The sequence below is a fragment of the Mesorhizobium sp. M8A.F.Ca.ET.218.01.1.1 genome (assembly GCF_004791165.1).
Lineage (GTDB): Bacteria > Pseudomonadota > Alphaproteobacteria > Rhizobiales > Rhizobiaceae > Mesorhizobium.
Map to the genome: position 1 here is coordinate 236556 of NZ_SRUZ01000006.1, position 16320 is coordinate 252875.

At 63.7% G+C, this 16320-nt stretch carries 14 protein-coding genes; all 14 read left to right on the plus strand.

Annotated features, from left to right (window positions below):
* Positions 1 to 58 precede the first annotated feature (58 nt).
* Positions 59 to 1117: a LacI family DNA-binding transcriptional regulator gene (locus EN861_RS22425; RefSeq protein ID WP_127869911.1), complete on the plus strand. Its 1059-nt coding sequence runs from the start codon at positions 59 to 61 to the stop codon at positions 1115 to 1117.
* Positions 1114 to 2130, plus strand: coding sequence for a Gfo/Idh/MocA family oxidoreductase (locus EN861_RS22430; RefSeq protein WP_135865623.1), 1017 nt, complete (start codon positions 1114 to 1116; stop codon positions 2128 to 2130). Before EN861_RS22425 ends, EN861_RS22430 begins: the two co-directional genes overlap by 4 nt.
* Positions 2127 to 3728, plus strand: a complete 1602-nt coding sequence (locus EN861_RS22435) for an acyl CoA:acetate/3-ketoacid CoA transferase (protein WP_135865626.1) — start codon at positions 2127 to 2129, stop codon at positions 3726 to 3728. Before EN861_RS22430 ends, EN861_RS22435 begins: the two co-directional genes overlap by 4 nt.
* Positions 3721 to 4497 (plus strand): enoyl-CoA hydratase/isomerase family protein, encoded by a 777-nt coding sequence (locus EN861_RS22440; RefSeq protein ID WP_127279785.1) that lies wholly within the window; start codon positions 3721 to 3723, stop codon positions 4495 to 4497. Before EN861_RS22435 ends, EN861_RS22440 begins: the two co-directional genes overlap by 8 nt.
* 17 nt (positions 4498 to 4514) lie before the next feature.
* A complete protein-coding gene (locus EN861_RS22445; protein WP_135865629.1) occupies positions 4515 to 6026 on the plus strand; it encodes an aldehyde dehydrogenase family protein in 1512 nt (503 codons plus the stop codon).
* Between the two features lie 58 nt (positions 6027 to 6084).
* Positions 6085 to 7338 (plus strand): ABC transporter substrate-binding protein, encoded by a 1254-nt coding sequence (locus tag EN861_RS22450; RefSeq protein ID WP_127869913.1) that lies wholly within the window; start codon positions 6085 to 6087, stop codon positions 7336 to 7338.
* Between the two features lie 90 nt (positions 7339 to 7428).
* Positions 7429 to 8385 carry a sugar ABC transporter permease gene (locus EN861_RS22455; RefSeq protein WP_127869914.1) on the plus strand — a complete coding sequence of 319 codons (957 nt, stop codon included), beginning with the start codon at positions 7429 to 7431 and terminating at the stop codon, positions 8383 to 8385.
* Positions 8382 to 9326: a carbohydrate ABC transporter permease gene (locus EN861_RS22460; RefSeq protein WP_127869915.1), complete on the plus strand. Its 945-nt coding sequence runs from the start codon at positions 8382 to 8384 to the stop codon at positions 9324 to 9326. Before EN861_RS22455 ends, EN861_RS22460 begins: the two co-directional genes overlap by 4 nt.
* 4 nt (positions 9327 to 9330) lie before the next feature.
* Positions 9331 to 10446, plus strand: a complete 1116-nt coding sequence (locus EN861_RS22465; RefSeq protein ID WP_127279212.1) for an ABC transporter ATP-binding protein — start codon at positions 9331 to 9333, stop codon at positions 10444 to 10446.
* A gap of 106 nt (positions 10447 to 10552) precedes the next feature.
* Positions 10553 to 12067 carry a GMC family oxidoreductase gene (locus tag EN861_RS22470; protein ID WP_127279213.1) on the plus strand — a complete coding sequence of 505 codons (1515 nt, stop codon included), beginning with the start codon at positions 10553 to 10555 and terminating at the stop codon, positions 12065 to 12067.
* 211 nt (positions 12068 to 12278) lie between these two features.
* Positions 12279 to 13040, plus strand: coding sequence for a 3-ketoacyl-ACP reductase (locus tag EN861_RS22480; RefSeq protein WP_127279214.1), 762 nt, complete (start codon positions 12279 to 12281; stop codon positions 13038 to 13040).
* 12 nt (positions 13041 to 13052) lie between these two features.
* Entirely contained in the window at positions 13053 to 14681 is a 1629-nt protein-coding gene (locus tag EN861_RS22485; RefSeq protein WP_127869917.1) for a GMC family oxidoreductase N-terminal domain-containing protein, read from the plus strand.
* 11 nt (positions 14682 to 14692) lie between these two features.
* Positions 14693 to 15010, plus strand: a complete 318-nt coding sequence (locus tag EN861_RS22490) for a Dabb family protein (RefSeq protein ID WP_127281047.1) — start codon at positions 14693 to 14695, stop codon at positions 15008 to 15010.
* 90 nt (positions 15011 to 15100) lie between these two features.
* A complete protein-coding gene (locus tag EN861_RS22495; RefSeq protein WP_189343705.1) occupies positions 15101 to 16318 on the plus strand; it encodes an MFS transporter in 1218 nt (405 codons plus the stop codon).
* Positions 16319 to 16320 lie beyond the last annotated feature (2 nt).

Genomic DNA, 16320 nt, shown 5'->3' on the forward strand with positions numbered 1-16320 from the left:
AGCAGAGATTAGAACGTTCCAATAAATTCGATTAGGAAAACCGGGAGGAGTTATCTGGATGGCCAGCCGCGCCAAGGCGACGATCTTCGACATCGCCCGCGAGGCAGGCGTGTCCAAATCGACGGTGTCGCTCGTGCTCCAGGGCAGCGGGCTGATCCGCCCCGAGACCGCGGTCAAGGTTCGCAAGGCGATCGAGGATGTCGGCTATGTCTACAATCGCGGCGCCGCCAATCTGCGCAAGGCCCATTCCAACGTCATCGGCATGGTCATCAACGATCTCACCAATCCGTTCTTCGCTGAACTGGCAGTGGGCATGGAGCGCGTCTTCCAGTCGGCCGGCATCGTGCCGTTCATCGCCAACACGGCGGAGAACCCGGTGCGCCAGGAAGAAGTGTTGAAATCGCTGATGGAGCAAGGCGTCGCCGGCCTCATCGTCTCGCCGGCGCGCGGCACCACGCCGGGTGCCTTCCGGCGGCTTGAGATGGCGGGCGTGCCGGTCGTCTTCGCCATGCGCCGCTTGCCGGAAAGCCGTATCCCGGTGATCACCCCCGACAATCATCGTGGCGCCTATCTCGCCACCGCTCATCTCGTCGGCAAGGGGCATCGCCGCCTGGCCTTCTTCGGCGGCTCGTCCGACCTCATCGTCTATCATGAGCGCTTGGGCGGCTTTCGCGAAGCCTGCGAAACGCTTGGCATCGACCCCCGCGACGCGCTCATCATCGAAGGCGAGACCAACCGCAAGGGCGGCATGGCCTGCCTGGAGACGTCGCTCGCAATGGCCGAGCCACCAACCGCGGCGCTCTGCTTCAACGATGCCGTCGCCTTTGGCGTCATGCTGGCGCTGCGCAAGCGCGGACTTGAGCCGGGCGCGGATTTCGCCGTCGTCGGCTTCGACGATGTGGTCGAGGCCGAACATTACATGCCGGCGCTAACCAGCGTCGCGGTGGACTCCGCCGGTCTCGGCGAACGCGCGGCCCACGTCATGATCAAGATGATCCAGTCGCGCACCACGCGCGCCGAGGACCATATCGGCGCCGTCAATCTCGTGGTCAGGGAAAGCTGCGGCCCAGATCGCCGCACGCGAAACAGGCCCGCGGCAACGGGAGCCGCGAGATGAGCGTCAAATGGGGGCTGATCGGCGCCAGCACGATCGCCCGGCAATTCATGATCGACGCCATTCGCGCGCAAGCCGATGGCGAGATCGCGGCTGTGATGAGTTCCAGCGCGGAACGCGCCGCGGCCTATGCAAGGGAAAATGGCATTCCGGCCGCCGTATCAAACCTCGATGCCTTGCTCGGATCCGACATCGACGCCGTCTACATCTCGACCACCAACGAACTGCACCTCGAACAGGCACTCGCTGCGATCGAGGCAGGAAAGCATGTGCTGTGCGAGAAGCCGCTGGCGCTGACCAGCGCCGACGCGCGTAGAATGGTCGCCGCGGCCAAGGCCGCGGGCATCGTGCTCGGCACCAATCACCATCTGCGCAATGCCGGCGCGCACCGCGTCATGCGCGAGGCGATTGCCGCCGGCCGCATCGGCCAGCCCATTGCCGCGCGGGTCTTTCATTCCGTCTACCTGCCGGAGAACCTGCAAGGTTGGCGCATCGCCAGGCCCGAGGCCGGCGGCGGCGCGGTGCTCGACATCACCGTGCACGATGCCGACACGCTGCGCTTCGTGCTCGGCGACGATCCGGTCGAGGTTTCCGCTTTCACGCAATCGGCCGGCATGGCCGGCAGCGGGCTGGAAGACGGCGCCATGTGCATCTGGCGCTTCAAGTCGGGCCTCATCGCGCAATCGCATGAAGGCTTCACCACCAGATTTGCCGATACCGGTTTCGAGGTGCACGGCTCGCAGGGTTCGCTGATCGCCCGCAATGTCATGACGCAAAAGCCGGTCGGCACGGTGACGCTGCGCACCGCGGGTGGCGAGGAAGAATTGAGCTTCGACCGCGACAACCTCTACGTCAGGTCGGTGGGCCGGTTCCATGCCGCGATCCATGGCGAGGACCAGCCCTCCGCCACCGGCGAGGACGGCATCTGGTCGCTCACAGCGGCCGAGGCCGCATTGCAATCGGCCAATTCCGGCAGAGCCGTCAGGATCGACCCGAAACTCGGGAGCATGAATTGAGCAAGGTCGTTTCATCGGCGCAGGCAGCCAGCCTGATCAAGGACGGCATGGTCGTCTCGGTGTCCTCGTCGAGCGGTCTTGGCTGTCCGGACGCCGTGCTCGCCGCCATCGGCGAACGCTTCGACAGCGAAGGCCATCCGAAGGACATCACCACCCTGCATCCCATCGCCGCCGGCGACATGTATGGCATCAAGGGCATCGATCATCTGGCCAAGCCCGGCCTGTTGAAGCGCACGCTGTGCGGCTCCTATCCGTCGGGGCCCTCCTCGGCCGAACCGCCGCAGATCTGGAAGATGATCGGCGACAATTCCGTCGCCGCCTATAACGTGCCGTCCGGCATCCTGTTCGACATGCACCGCGAGGCCGCCGCCAAGCGGCCGGGCGTGCTGACCAAGGTCGGCCTCGACACTTTCGCCGACCCGCGCCACCAGGGCTGCGCCATGAACGCCGCCGCCGGCGAACCGATCGTCTCGGTGCAGCAATTCGACGGCGAGGAATGGCTCTATTTCCGCGCCATCGTGCCGCAAGTCTCGATCATCCGCGCCACCACGGCGGACGAGCGCGGCAACCTGACCTACGAGCATGAGGGCGCCTATCTCGGTGGGCTGGAACAGGCGCTCGCCGCCCGCAACAATGGCGGCATCGTCATCGCGCAGGTCAAGCGCGTCGTCGAGAACGGCACGCTGAAGCCGCATGATGTGCGCGTGCCGGGCGTGCTGGTCGACCATATCGTCGTGGCGCCCGACCAGTTACAGACGACGCTGACGCCTTACGATCCGGCGATTTCGGGTGAGATCTTCCGGCCGCTGTCGACCTTCCGCAACGCGGAGATGAACGTCCAGAAGGTGATCGCGCGCCGCGTCGCCATGGAGCTGCGCGACGGCATGGCCGTCAACATAGGCTTCGGCATCTCGGCCAACGTGCCGCGCATCCTTCTGGAAGAAGGCCAGCACGGCAAGGTCACCTGGGTGATCGAACAGGGTGCCGTCGGTGGCGTGCCGCTGCTCGACTTCAAGTTCGGTTGCGCCTCCAATGCCGAGGCGATCATGCCCTCGCCGCACCAGTTCATCTATTTCCAGGCCGGCGGCTTCGACGCCTCGCTGCTCTCCTTCCTGCAGATCGACCGCCACGGCTCGGTCAATGTCTCGAAACTTTCGGCGCGGCCGCATGTCACCGCCGGCGCCGGCGGCTTCGTCGACATCACGTCACGGGCGAAGAAGATTGTTTTCTCTGGCTTCTTCAACGCCGGGGCAAAGCTCTCGCTGGCCAATGGCGGCATCCGCATCGATGCGGAAGGCAAGGTCAAGAAGATCGTCGAGGCGGTCGAGCACATCTCCTTCTCCGGCAAGCGCGCCGTCGCTCAAGGACAGGACATCACCTATGTCACCGAGCGCTGCGTGATGAAGCTGACGCCCGATGGGCTGATGGTGACGGAACTGGCGCCCGGTATCGACCTCGAGCGCGATGTGCTGGCACAGGCCGAGATCCCGCTCAACGTGGCCAATGACCTCAAGGTGACGCCGGCCGCGCTCTACCAGGATCGGCCGATCGGCCTGTCACTCAATGGCGGCGCCTCGCTTGGAGGCGCGCATGGCTGAGCGCCTCGTCACCTTCGAGCGGGATGGCGCGATCGGCATCGTCACCTTGCGCCGGCCCGAAAAATTCAACGCGCTCGACATCCCGATGCTGCGCGCGCTGGAGGCGGCGCTCGATGAGGCGGAAAGCGCCGAAGATGTCCGCGCCGTCCTCATATGCGGCGAAGGCAAGGGATTTTGCGCCGGCGGCGATGTCGAGGCCTGGGGCGGCATGAGTGCCGCAGATTTCCAGGTGCAATGGGTGCGCTACGGCCACCGTGTCTTCGACCGGCTGGCACGGCTGCGGCAGCCGACCATCGCCGTTCTGTCCGGCCATGCTCTCGGCGGCGGGCTGGAACTGGCTGTCGCTTGCGATTTTCGCGTCGCCGAAACCCAGGTGAAGCTCGGCTTCCCCGAGACCTCGATCGGTGTCGTCCCCGGCTGGTCCGGCACGCAACGCGCGGTGCGCCGCTTCGGCGCCCAGACGGTGCGTCGCATGGCTGTCGGTGGCGAGATTTTTCTGGCGGCTGAAGCGCTCGTGCTTGCCATCGTCGACCGCGTCGTCGAAACCGGCAAGGCGTTAGACGAAGCCAAGGCCTGGGCTGGAAAAATCGCCGAACGCGGGCCGCTGGCGACCGAAGCCGCCAAGCTGATGATCGCCGTTGCCGAAGGCGAGGAAAGCGCTGCCGCGACCGAAGCCCTGGCCAGCGGTTTCATAGCGCTCACCGGCGATCTCAAGGCCGGCGTCGGCTCCTTCAAGACCAAGCAGAAGCCCGTGTTTTCGCGTTCCTAGGACAGAGTGGAAATCACATGAATGCACCTCTGAAGATTTCCATGCCCGCCGAGGCTTCCGCCGCGCCCAAGGCGTACAAGCTGCTGATCGACGGCAAGCATGTCGATGCCCGCGACGGCCGTATGCTGGAACGCAAGAGCCCCGGCCACGGCTTCACCGTTTCACACTATGCTCAGGCAGGGGCTGCCGAAGTGGAAGCCGCGATGCAGGCCGCGCACAGGGCGTTCGAGACCGGTCCTTGGCCGCGCATGAAGGCGGCCGAGCGCGCCGCGATCCTGCTCAAGGCGGCCGACCTGATCGAGGCCCGGCTGGAAGACATCGCCCGCCTCGATGCGCTGGAATCCGGCAAGCCGATTACCCAGGCGCGCGGCGAGATCGGCGGCGCCGTCGACATCTGGCGCTATGCCGCCTCGCTTGCCCGCACGCTGCATGGCGAGAGCTACGCCAATCTCGGCGACGCCATGCTGGGCGTCGTGCTGCGCGAGCCGATCGGTGTCGTCTCGATCATCACGCCGTGGAATTTCCCGTTCCTCATCGTCAGCCAGAAACTGCCTTTCGCGCTGGCCGCCGGCTGTACGGCCGTGGTCAAGCCGAGCGAGATGACGTCGGCCTCGACCTTCGTGCTCGGCGACATCCTTCACGAAGCCGGCGTTCCCGCCGGCGTCGTCAACATCCTCGCCGGTCTTGGCGCCGATGTCGGCGCGCCGATGGTCAGCCATCCCCTGGTCGAGATGGTGTCGTTCACCGGTTCCACCCGCGTCGGCAAGATGACCATGGCGGCGGCCGCGAATTCCCTGAAGAAGGTTTCGATGGAACTCGGCGGCAAGAACGGCCAGATCGTCTTCCCCGATGCCGATCTCGAGGCGGCCGCCGATGCAGCGGTGTTCGGCGGCTTCTTCAATGCCGGCGAATGCTGCAACGCCGGCAGCCGGTTGATCGTGCACGAGGCGATCGCCGACGATTTCCTGGCCGCCGTGAAGACGGTGACCGCCAAGGTAACCGTTGGCGATCCGCTCGATATCAGGACCAAGGTCGGCGCGATGATTTCCTCCGACCATCTGGCCAAGGTGACCGATTACATCGCGGCCGCCGCGAGTGACGGGGTCCGCATCTACAGCGGCGGCGGGCAACTCCCTTCCAATGCCGGCCAATATCTCGATCCGACGATCTTACGCAACGTCACCGAAAACATGGCCGTCGCCCGCGAGGAAGTGTTCGGGCCGGTGCTCTCGGTGCTGACTTTTGAAACGATTGAAAAGGCGTTGCACATCGCCAACAACACGCCCTATGGTCTATCGGCGGGTGTGTGGAGCGCCAGCATCGACACCTGCATGTCGGTGGCGCGGGGCGTGCGTTCGGGGACGGTCTGGGTGAACACGTTCATGGAAGGTTATCCAGAACTGCCGTTCGGCGGCTACAAGCAGTCGGGCCTGGGCCGCGAACTCGGCAAGCGCGCCGTCGAGGACTATACAGAGGAAAAGACAATCCAGTTTCATCGCGGCCAGCGCACCGGTTGGTGGGTCGGCTGAGTTGGGAGACCCCGGCGGCATCCGCCGGTCACGTGAGTTGCAACAAGGGAGGAAGTACATGTTGCGCAAACTGCTTATCGGAACGGCTCTCGCTTCGGGCCTGGCTTTCGCGGCCCATGCCGAGGACGTCAAGGAAGTGCAGATGCTGCATTGGTGGACGTCGGGCGGCGAAGCGGCTGCCCTCAACGTGCTCAAGCAGGATCTGGCCAAGGAAGGCTATGCCTGGAAGGACGTGCCGGTGGCCGGCGGCGGCGGCGATGCCGCCATGACCGCGCTGAAGGCGATGGTCGCGGCCGGCAACTATCCGACCGCCTCGCAGATGCTCGGCTATACCGTGCTCGACTATGCCGCGGCCGGCGTGATGGGCGACCTCACCGAGACGGCGAAGAAGGAAGGCTGGGACAAATCGGTTCCGGCCGCCCTGCAGAAATTCTCCGTCTATGACGGCAAGTGGGTTGCCGCTCCGGTCAACGTCCACTCGGTCAACTGGCTGTGGATCAACAAGGCGGTGATGGACAAGATCGGCGGCGCCGAGCCGAAGACCTTCGATGATTTCATCGCCCTGCTCGACAAGGCCAAGGCGGCCGGCGTCACGCCGCTCGCGCTTGGCGGCCAGAACTGGCAGGAAGCCACCATGTTCGATTCCGTCGTGCTGTCGACCGGCGGGCCGGAGTTCTACAAGAAGGCGATGAACGACCTCGACGACGCCTCGCTCAAGTCCGACACGATGAAGAAGTCGTTCGACAACCTCGCCAAGCTCGTCACCTATGTCGACCCGAACTTCTCGGGCCGCGACTGGAACCTCGCCACCGCCATGGTCATCAAGGGCGATGCGCTGGTGCAGGTCATGGGCGACTGGGCCAAGGGCGAGTTCCACGCCGCCAACAAGACCCCGGGCACCGACTTCCTCTGCTACCGCTTCCCGGGCACAGACGGCTCGGTGATCTACAACTCCGACATGTTCGGCATGTTCAACGTCCCCGACGACCGCAAGGCGGCCCAGGTCGCTCTGGCCACAGCCACGTTGTCGAAGAGCTTCCAGTCGGCCTTCAACGTCGTCAAGGGTTCGGTTCCGGCCCGCACCGACGTGCCTGACACCGACTTCGACGCTTGCGGCAAGAAGGGTATCGCCGATCTGAAGAAGGCCAATGAAGGTGGCACGCTGTTCGGCTCGCTAGCCCAGGGTTATGGCGCGCCTCCGGCTGTCGCCAATGCCTACAAGGACGTCGTCTCCAAATTCGTCCACGGTCAGATCAAGACCTCGGACGAGGCCGTGACCGAACTGGTCAAGGCAATCGACGACGCCAAGTAAGCATTACGCACAAAAACACCTTCCCCGCTCCGGCGGGGAAGGCTTCCGGTCCGTGAGGCCGGTCGGCCGGACGCCGACGGGAGGAACCCCATGAGCACAGTTGCGACAACCCAGATCAAGCTGACGCCGGAGCATGCCCGCCCGCGCACCTCGGTGCGCGGGCGCCTGCAGGACGCCTTGCCCAAGATCGTGCTGGCGCCGAGCTTCGCCATCACCGTCGTCTTCGTCTACGGCTTCATCCTGTGGACGATCTACCTGTCCTTCACCAACTCCAAGACCTTTCCGTCCTACGCCATAACCGGCGCGCGCGCCTACCAGCGGCTGTGGAACTGGACCTTCGACACCGATCCGCCGTCGAGCTGGTACACATCGATCACCAATATGGGCATTTTCGGCTTTCTCTACATCTTGATCTGTCTGGCGCTCGGCCTGTTCCTGGCCATCCTGCTCGACCAGAAGATCCGCGGCGAAGGCGTCTTGCGTCCCATCTACCTCTACCCGATGGCGCTCTCCTTCATCGTCACCGGCGTCGCCTGGAAATGGTTCCTCGACCCTGGCCTCGGCCTCGAGCAGACGCTGCACCAATGGGGCTGGACGAGCTTCCATTTCGACTGGATCAAGAACAAGGATTTCGTCATCTACACCGTGGTCATCGCCGGCGTCTGGCAGGCCTCCGGCTTCATCATGGCGATGTTCCTGGCCGGCCTGCGCGGCATTGACGGCGAGATCATGAAGGCGGCGCAGATCGACGGCGCCACCACCTTCCAGCTCTATCGCCGCATCGTCATTCCGCTGCTGCGGCCGATCTTCCTGTCGGCCTTCATCGTGCTCGCGCACCTTGCCATCAAATCCTATGACTTGGTCGTCGCGCTGACCAGCGGTGGCCCCGGTGGCTCGGCATGGCTGCCTTCGAACTTCATGTATGAGTACACCTTCAAGCGCAACGAAATGGCCGTCGGTTCGGCAAGCGCCGTGATCATGCTGATGACCATCGTCGCCATCATCGTGCCCTATCTCTATTCGGAATTGAGGGAGAAGCCGCGATGAGCGCCGTGACCACTCCCGCCCGCCAGGCCAGCGGCGGCATGAACGTCAAACTCGTCAACCGCATCGTCATCTACGGACTTCTGGCGCTGTTCGCCCTGTTCTATCTGATGCCGCTGTTCGTCATGCTGGTGACCTCGTTCAAGACCATGGACGAGATCCAGAACGGCAACATGCTTTCGCTGCCCAAGGCGCCGACCTTCGATCCCTGGCTGAAGGCCTGGGGCGAGACCTGCGTCGGCCTCACCTGCGCCGGCATCAAGGGCTATTTCTGGAACTCCATCAAGATGGTGGTTCCCGCCGTGCTGATCTCGACCATGCTCGGTGCGCTCAATGGCTACGTGCTGACCAAATGGCGTTTTCGCGGGGCGACGCTGGTGTTCGGGCTGATGCTGTTTGCCTGCTTCATTCCGTTCCAGTCCGTTCTGTTGCCGATGGCGACGATCCTGGGCAGCGTCGGCCGCTTCGGCGTGACGCTGCAAAACTCGATCGGCACCAGCTTCGGCCTCGGCAATTCGACGGTCAATCTGGTCTTCGTCCACGTCGTCTACGGCATCGGCTTCACCACGCTGTTCTTCCGCAACTATTACGAGGCGTTCCCGACCGAACTGGTCAAGGCCGCCCAGGTCGACGGCGCTTCGTTCTTCCAGATCTTCCGGCGCATCATGCTGCCGAACTCGATGCCGATCTTCGTCGTCACCGTCATCTACCAATTCACCAACATCTGGAACGACTTCCTGTTCGCCTCCGCCTATGCCGGCACCGGCGATGCGATGCCGATGACGGTGGCGCTCAACAACGTCGTCAACACCTCGACCGGCGTCGTCGAATACAACGTCAACATGGCGGCGGCGATGATCGCCGCACTCCCCACCCTTCTCGTCTATGTGCTCGCCGGCCGCTATTTCGTGCGTGGCCTGATGGCGGGCGCGGTCAAAGGATAACCCAATGGCTTTTCTGGAAATTGATGGTCTGAGGAAGCGTTTCGGCCAGGTCGAGATCCTGAAAGGGATTAACCTCGAGCTGGAAAAAGGCGGCTTCCTGGTGCTGGTCGGTCCTTCCGGCTGTGGCAAGTCAACCTTACTCAACACCATTGCCGGACTGGAGACGATCACCTCTGGCGATATCCGCGTCGACGGCCGCACCATCACCGATCTTCATCCGTCCAAGCGCGATATCGCCATGGTGTTCCAGAGCTATGCGCTCTACCCCAACATGACGGTCGCCGGGAACATCTCCTTCGGCATGGAAATGCGCGGCGTGCCGGCCGACGAACGGCAGAAGGCGATCGACAAGGTGGCCAAGGTCCTGCAGATCGGCCATCTGCTGCAGCGCAAGCCGAGCCAGCTCTCCGGCGGCCAGCGCCAGCGCGTCGCCATGGGCCGGGCGCTGGTGCGGGACCCCAAGCTGTTCCTGTTCGACGAGCCGCTGTCCAACCTCGACGCCAAGCTGCGCGTCGACATGCGCATCGAGATCAAGCGCCTGCATGCCACCACGGGTACAACGATCGTCTATGTCACCCACGACCAGATCGAGGCGATGACGCTGGCTACCAAGATCGCCGTCATGCGTGACGGCGAGGTGCAGCAATTCGGCACGCCGGCCGAAATCTACAACAACCCCAGCAATGTCTTCGTCGCCGACTTCATGGGGTCACCGGCAATGAACCTGATCCCGGCCACCATCGGCGGCAATGGCGGCGATCTGGCCGTCGTGCTCGATCGCGAGGCACGCCAGCCGATCACCTTGCCGATGGCCAACGCGCCGGCCGGATTGTCGGCATTCAAGGGCAAGCCGATCATCTTCGGCGTCCGCCCGGAGGCGCTTACCGATCCCGAAGGCGCGGAACGCAACGCCTCGCAAATCGCCACCGCCGATTGCCATATCGAGGTGGTGGAACCGGCCGGTTCCGACACTTTCGCCGTCACCAATCTCGGCGGCAAGGGCGTGGTGGCACGGCTGCGCGCCGATGCCAACATCCAGCCGGGCACCAGCACGCCGCTGGCCTTCAACCTGACCAAGGCGGTGTTCTTCGATCCGGCGACCGAGAACCGTATTCGCTGATGCGTGTCGCCAAAAGTGGATCCGGTTTTGGGGCAACGACATGCATCAAAACAAAGGACCTGAAGCGCGTCGCATGTGTCAATTCAATCGCGGCGCGCTTTAGGTGATGGCAAACCCCGATATCGTCATCATCGGTTCCGGCATCGGCGGCGCCACGATCGCTGCCGGTCTGGCCGGCAGCGGCGCCTCCATCCTGATGCTGGAGCGCGGCGAACCCTTGCCGGCGACCCCGCATGCGCGCGACACGCGCTCGATCTTCGTCGACGGCCACTACCGGCCGAAGGAGATGTGGCGCGAGGCCGGCGGCGGCGCCTTCAACCCAGGCAATTACTACTATGTCGGCGGCAACTCGAAATTCTTCGGCGCGGTGCTGATCCGCTATCGCAAGCAAGACTTTTCCGACATGGAGCACTTTGGCGGCGTGTCGCCGGCCTGGCCGTTTTCCTATGACGAATTCGAGCCATGGTATTCGAAAGCAGAGCAGCTTTTCCGCGTGCGCGGCGCGCTGGGCGAGGATCCAACCGAGCCATTTCATTCGGTTCCCTATGCCTTCAAGCCGGTGCCCGACGAGGCGCCGATCGCGCGTGCCCGCGCCGAGCTCAAGGGACTGGGCCTGCATCCGGCCTCCCTGCCACTCGGCGTCGACATAGAGACATGGCTGAAGGAGGGCAGGACCGGCTGGGACGCCTTCCCAAACACGGGCCAGGGAAAGATGGACGCGCAGACCGCACCGCTGGCAGCGGCATTGACCGATCCGAACATCAAGCTCGAGACCGGCGCCTATGTCGAATATCTCGAGACTGCCCCGGACGGCAAATCCATATCCGCCATACATTATCGCCAGAACGGCGAGCTGAAAAAGCTGTCGCCGAAACTGGTCATCCTGTCGGCCGGCGCGGTCAATTCAGCGGTCATCCTGCTACGCTCGCCCTCACCCGGTAATGGCAAGGGGGGCGACAAGGGCCTGGCCAACCGCTCCGACCAGGTCGGGCGCAATTTCATGAACCACAATTCGAGCGCCATGCTGGCGATCGATCCGCGCCGCAGGAATGATGCCGTCTACCAGAAGACGCTGATGCTGAACGACTACTATTTGTCCGACGGCAAGGGCGGCAAACCGCTCGGCAATGTCCAGCTTCTCGGCAAGATCGACGGCAACATGCTAAGGGCCAATGTGAAGCGGGTGCCGAAATTCGCGCTCGATTACATGGCCAGCCATGCCGTCGACTGGTACCTGATGTGCGAGGACCTGCCCGATCCCGAAAGCCGCATCATGGTCGACGGGAAGGACATCGTCATGCAGTGGCGGCGCTCCAACATGCAGTCGCTCGATGGGCTGACCAAGGTGATGCGCGCGAATTTTCGCGCCTGCGGTTATCCCATCGTGCTGTCGCGCCCTTTCGACAAGCGTACGCCCTCGCACCAGTGCGGCACGGTGAAAATGGGCGACGACCCGGCGACATCGCCGCTCGACCCCTTTTGCCGCGCCTTCGATCACCAGAACCTGTTCGTCGTCGACGCCAGTTTTCTGCCGAACTCGGCGGCGGTCAATCCGGCGCTGTCGATCGCCGCCCAGGCGCTACGGGTGGCGGACCATATCCGCAAGAGCGAACTAGCATGACCGGTTTGCGCCGCCCCTCATCCGCCTGCCGGCACCTTCTCCCCGTGAAGGACGGGGAGAAGGGACCTGGCCGCAACGCCGGCGACCTTTTTGCAGCGCTGGCGATTGGCGAAAGCGGCGATGACAGCGTCCTTCTCCCCGTCACTATACGGGGAGAAGTGCCCGGCAGGGCGATGAGGGGCAGCGCTAGCATTCGCAAGGCTAGCGCCCCATGACGCGCCCTGCCGCCATAGTCACCGGCGGTGCACGCGGCATTGGATTGGCCTGTGCCGAGGCGCTCGCCGACGCAGGCTTCGATATTCTTGTCGCAGACCTAGCCGACCAAGCGCCGGCCAATCTCGCCGCCAATATCACCGCGCGGGCTGCAAAATTCGCCTATATCAGATGCGACATCGCCAATCTCGAAAGCCACGCCGACCTCGTCGATATCGCCATGCGTGCCTTCGGCCGCATCGACTGCCTGGTCAACAATGCCGGCATCGGCGCCGTCGTGCGTGGCGACCTGCTGGATCTCAAACCCGACAATTTCGACCGCGCGCTCGGCATCAACCTGCGAGGCACCGTCTTCCTCAGCCAAGCCGTCGCCAAGGCGATGCTCCGCCAGCCCGGCGATCATGCGAAATCGATCATCACCATCACATCGGTCAGCGCCGAGATGGCCTCTCCAGAACGCTCCGAATATTGCATGTCGAAGGCAGGGCTTTCCATGTGGGTGAAGAACCTCGCGCTCAGGCTCGCCTCGGAAAACATCGGCGTGTTCGAGCTGCGGCCGGGCATCATCCGCACCGACATGACGGCGGGCGTGACCGCCAAATATGACGCGCTGATCGAAGGTGGATTGGTGCCGGCGAAACGCTGGGGCGAAGCCTCCGACATCGGCGCCATGGTGGCGGCGCTCGCTGCCAGCAGACTGGGCTTTTCGACCGGCTCGATCATTAATGTCGACGGCGCGCTCTCGGTGCCGCGGCTGTGAACGGATGAGACAATGACCGACTATATCATCGTGGGCGCCGGTCCGGCCGGCTGCGTTCTGGCCAACCGGCTGAGCGAGGATCCCTCCAATTCCGTGCTGCTGCTCGAAGCCGGCGGCAAGGACTGGCACCCCTATATCCACATGCCGGCGGGTTTCGCCAAGATGACCAAGGGCATTGCCTCCTGGGGCTGGTCGACCGTGCCGCAGAAGCACATGAAGGATCGCGTCTTCTGGTACACGCAGGCCAAGGTGGTCGGCGGCGGCTCCTCCATCAATGCGCAGATCTACACGCGCGGCAATGCCCGCGATTACGACGCCTGGGAGAAGGAGGAAGGGCTGGCCGGCTGGGGCTACCGCGACGTGCTGCCCTATTTCAAGCGCGCCGAGAACAACCAGCGTTTCGCCAACGATTTCCACGGCGACCAGGGCCCGCTCGGCGTGTCGAACCCGATTTCGCCGCTGCCGATCTGCGAGGCCTATTTCCGCGCCGGCCAGGAGATGGGTATCCCTTTCAACCCGGATTTCAACGGCGCTGCCCAAGCAGGCGTCGGCTATTACCAGCTGACCCAGAAGGATGCCCGGCGCTCTTCCGCCTCGGTCGCTTACTTGAAGCCGATTCGCGCCCGCAAGAATCTCACCGTCAGGACCGACGTGTTGGTCACCCGCATCGTCGTCGAGAAAGCCCGCGCTGTTGGCGTCGAGGTTGTAGATAAGCCGGGGGGTGAGACAAAAATCCTGCGCGCCGACCGCGAGGTGATCGTCTCGTCCGGCGCCATCGGCTCGCCGAAGCTGTTGATGCAGTCGGGCATCGGCCCGGCCGACCATCTGAAATCGGTCGGCGTGACGCCGGTGCACGATCTGCCCGGCGTCGGCTCCAACATGCAGGACCATCTCGACCTGTTCGTCATCGCCGAATGCACCGGCGATCACACCTATGACAATTACGCCAAGCTGCACCGCACGGCCTGGGCCGGCCTGCAATATCTGCTGTTGAAGAAGGGTCCGGTGGCTTCCAGCCTGTTCGAGACCGGCGGCTTCTGGTACGCCGACCCGACCGCCGCCTCGCCCGACATCCAGTTCCACCTGGGTTTGGGATCCGGCATCGAGGCCGGCGTCGAGAAATTGAACAACCCGGGCGTCACCTTGAACTCGGCCTTCCTGCGCCCGCGCTCGCGCGGCACGGTGCGGCTGAAAAGCGCCAACCCCGCCGACCATCCGCTGATCGACCCCAACTACTGGTCCGATCCCTATGACCGCGCCATGTCGCTCAAGGGACTGCGGCTGGCCCGCGAAATCATGCGGCAGGAGGCGCTGGCCCCATACGTGCTGCGCGAGGTGCTGCCCGGCCCATCGCTCGCCGGCGACGATGAACTGATCGACTATGCCTGCCGCACGTCCAAGACCGACCACCATCCGGTCGGCACCTGCCGCATGGGCCATGACGAGATGGCGGTGGTGACGCCGGATCTCAGGCTGCGCGGCATCGACGGCTTGCGTGTCTGCGACGCATCGGTGATGCCGCGTGTGCCTTCTTCCAACACCAATGCGCCGACCATCATGGTTGGCGAAAAGGGTGCTGATCTGATCCTTGGCCGCGAGCCGCTGGCGCCGGCGGTGTTTTCCGGCAATCACGCTGCTTAGGGAGTGGTAAAATGATCAGACACTGTGTTTTCGCCAGATTTCGTAGCGATGTGTCCCCGACCGAGCGCACGGCCATCCACGCCGACCTCGAGGCCTTGCGACAGGTGATCGAAGGCATGGAGACGGTTCATTTCAGCGCCAATGCCAGTCCGGAGCCTTTCGCACGGGGTTTCACCCATGGCTTCACCATCGACTTCCGCGATGCCGCGGCGCGCGACGCCTATCTGGTGCATGAGGCTCATCAGCGTGCCGGCGCCCGGCTGGTCGCGGCCCTCGAAGGCGGCACGGACGGATTGATGGTCTTCGATCTCGACCTTACGAAAAAGTGACCGCCGACCTTTCGAAAGCCGGCTGATCGCTGTTCTCTTTTGCCGACAAGGCGACATATCGTTCCTTTGGGGGCACCAAAGGAGGATGCCTTGAATCTCACTGCCGAGCAGAAGAAAACCGTTCTGGCCTCGTTCCTGGGCTGGACGCTCGACGCTTTTGATTTCTTCCTTCTGACATTCCTGCTCACCGATATTGCGAGTGAATTCCAGACCGATGTCCCGGCAGTCTCGAAGGCACTGTTCCTGACCTTGGCGACGCGCTTCATCGGCGCGTTCTTCTTCGGCATGCTCGCGGACAGATACGGTCGCAAGCCGATCCTGATGCTCAACATCGTCAGCTACTCGGTGATCGGGGCGCTGGCCGCCTTCTCTCCCAATCTCGGCATTTTCCTGGCGTTGCGTGCCCTGTTCGGCATCGCCATGGGCGGCGAATGGGGGCTCGGCTCCTCGCTCGCCATGGAGTCCATTCCGCCGAGCGCGCGCGGCATGGTCTCGGGTATCCTGCAATGCGGCTATCCCGCCGGCTACCTGCTGGCGGCGGTAGTCTATGGCTTGCTCTACCAGCAGACGATCGGTGGCTATACGATCGGCTGGCGCTTCATGTTCCTGCTCTCCTTCATCCCGGCGCTGATCGTACTCTTCATCCGCTCGCACGTCCCGGAATCACCCGCCTTCGTCGAGGCGCAGAAATCCGTCAAGCCGGGGCTTCTGGAGACGCTGCAGAAGCACTGGGGCGTCGCGCTCTATGCCGTGGTGCTGATGATGTTCTTCAATTTCTTCAGCCATGGCACGCAGGATCTCTACCCGACCTTCCTGAAGAAGCAGCATGGCTTTGATCCGCATACGGTGAGTTGGATCACCATCGTCGCCAATATCGGCGCCATTGTCGGCGGCCTGGCGTTCGGCGCGCTGTCGGAGAAGATCGGCCGCATCAATGCCATTACTTTGGCCTGCATCATCGCCCTGCCGGCCATCCCGCTATGGGCCTACAGCTCAACGCCCTTCATGCTGGCCATCGGCGCCTTCATCATGCAGGTCGCGGTCCAGGGCGCCTGGGGCGTCATCCCGGTGCATCTCAACGAGCTTTCGCCCGGCGCGGTGCGCGCGACCTTGCCCGGCTTCATCTACCAGGCCGGCAATCTCGCCGCCTCTTATGGCGGTCCCTATCAGGCGGGGATCGCCGAGGCGCCCGGTGGCAGCTATGGCTACGCGCTGGCGCTGTTCGCCGGCGTGGTCGCCGTCTGCATCATCGTCGTCATCCGCTTCAGTCCGGAGCGGCGCGGCCAGGTGATGACCGTGCTGGGTTGAGG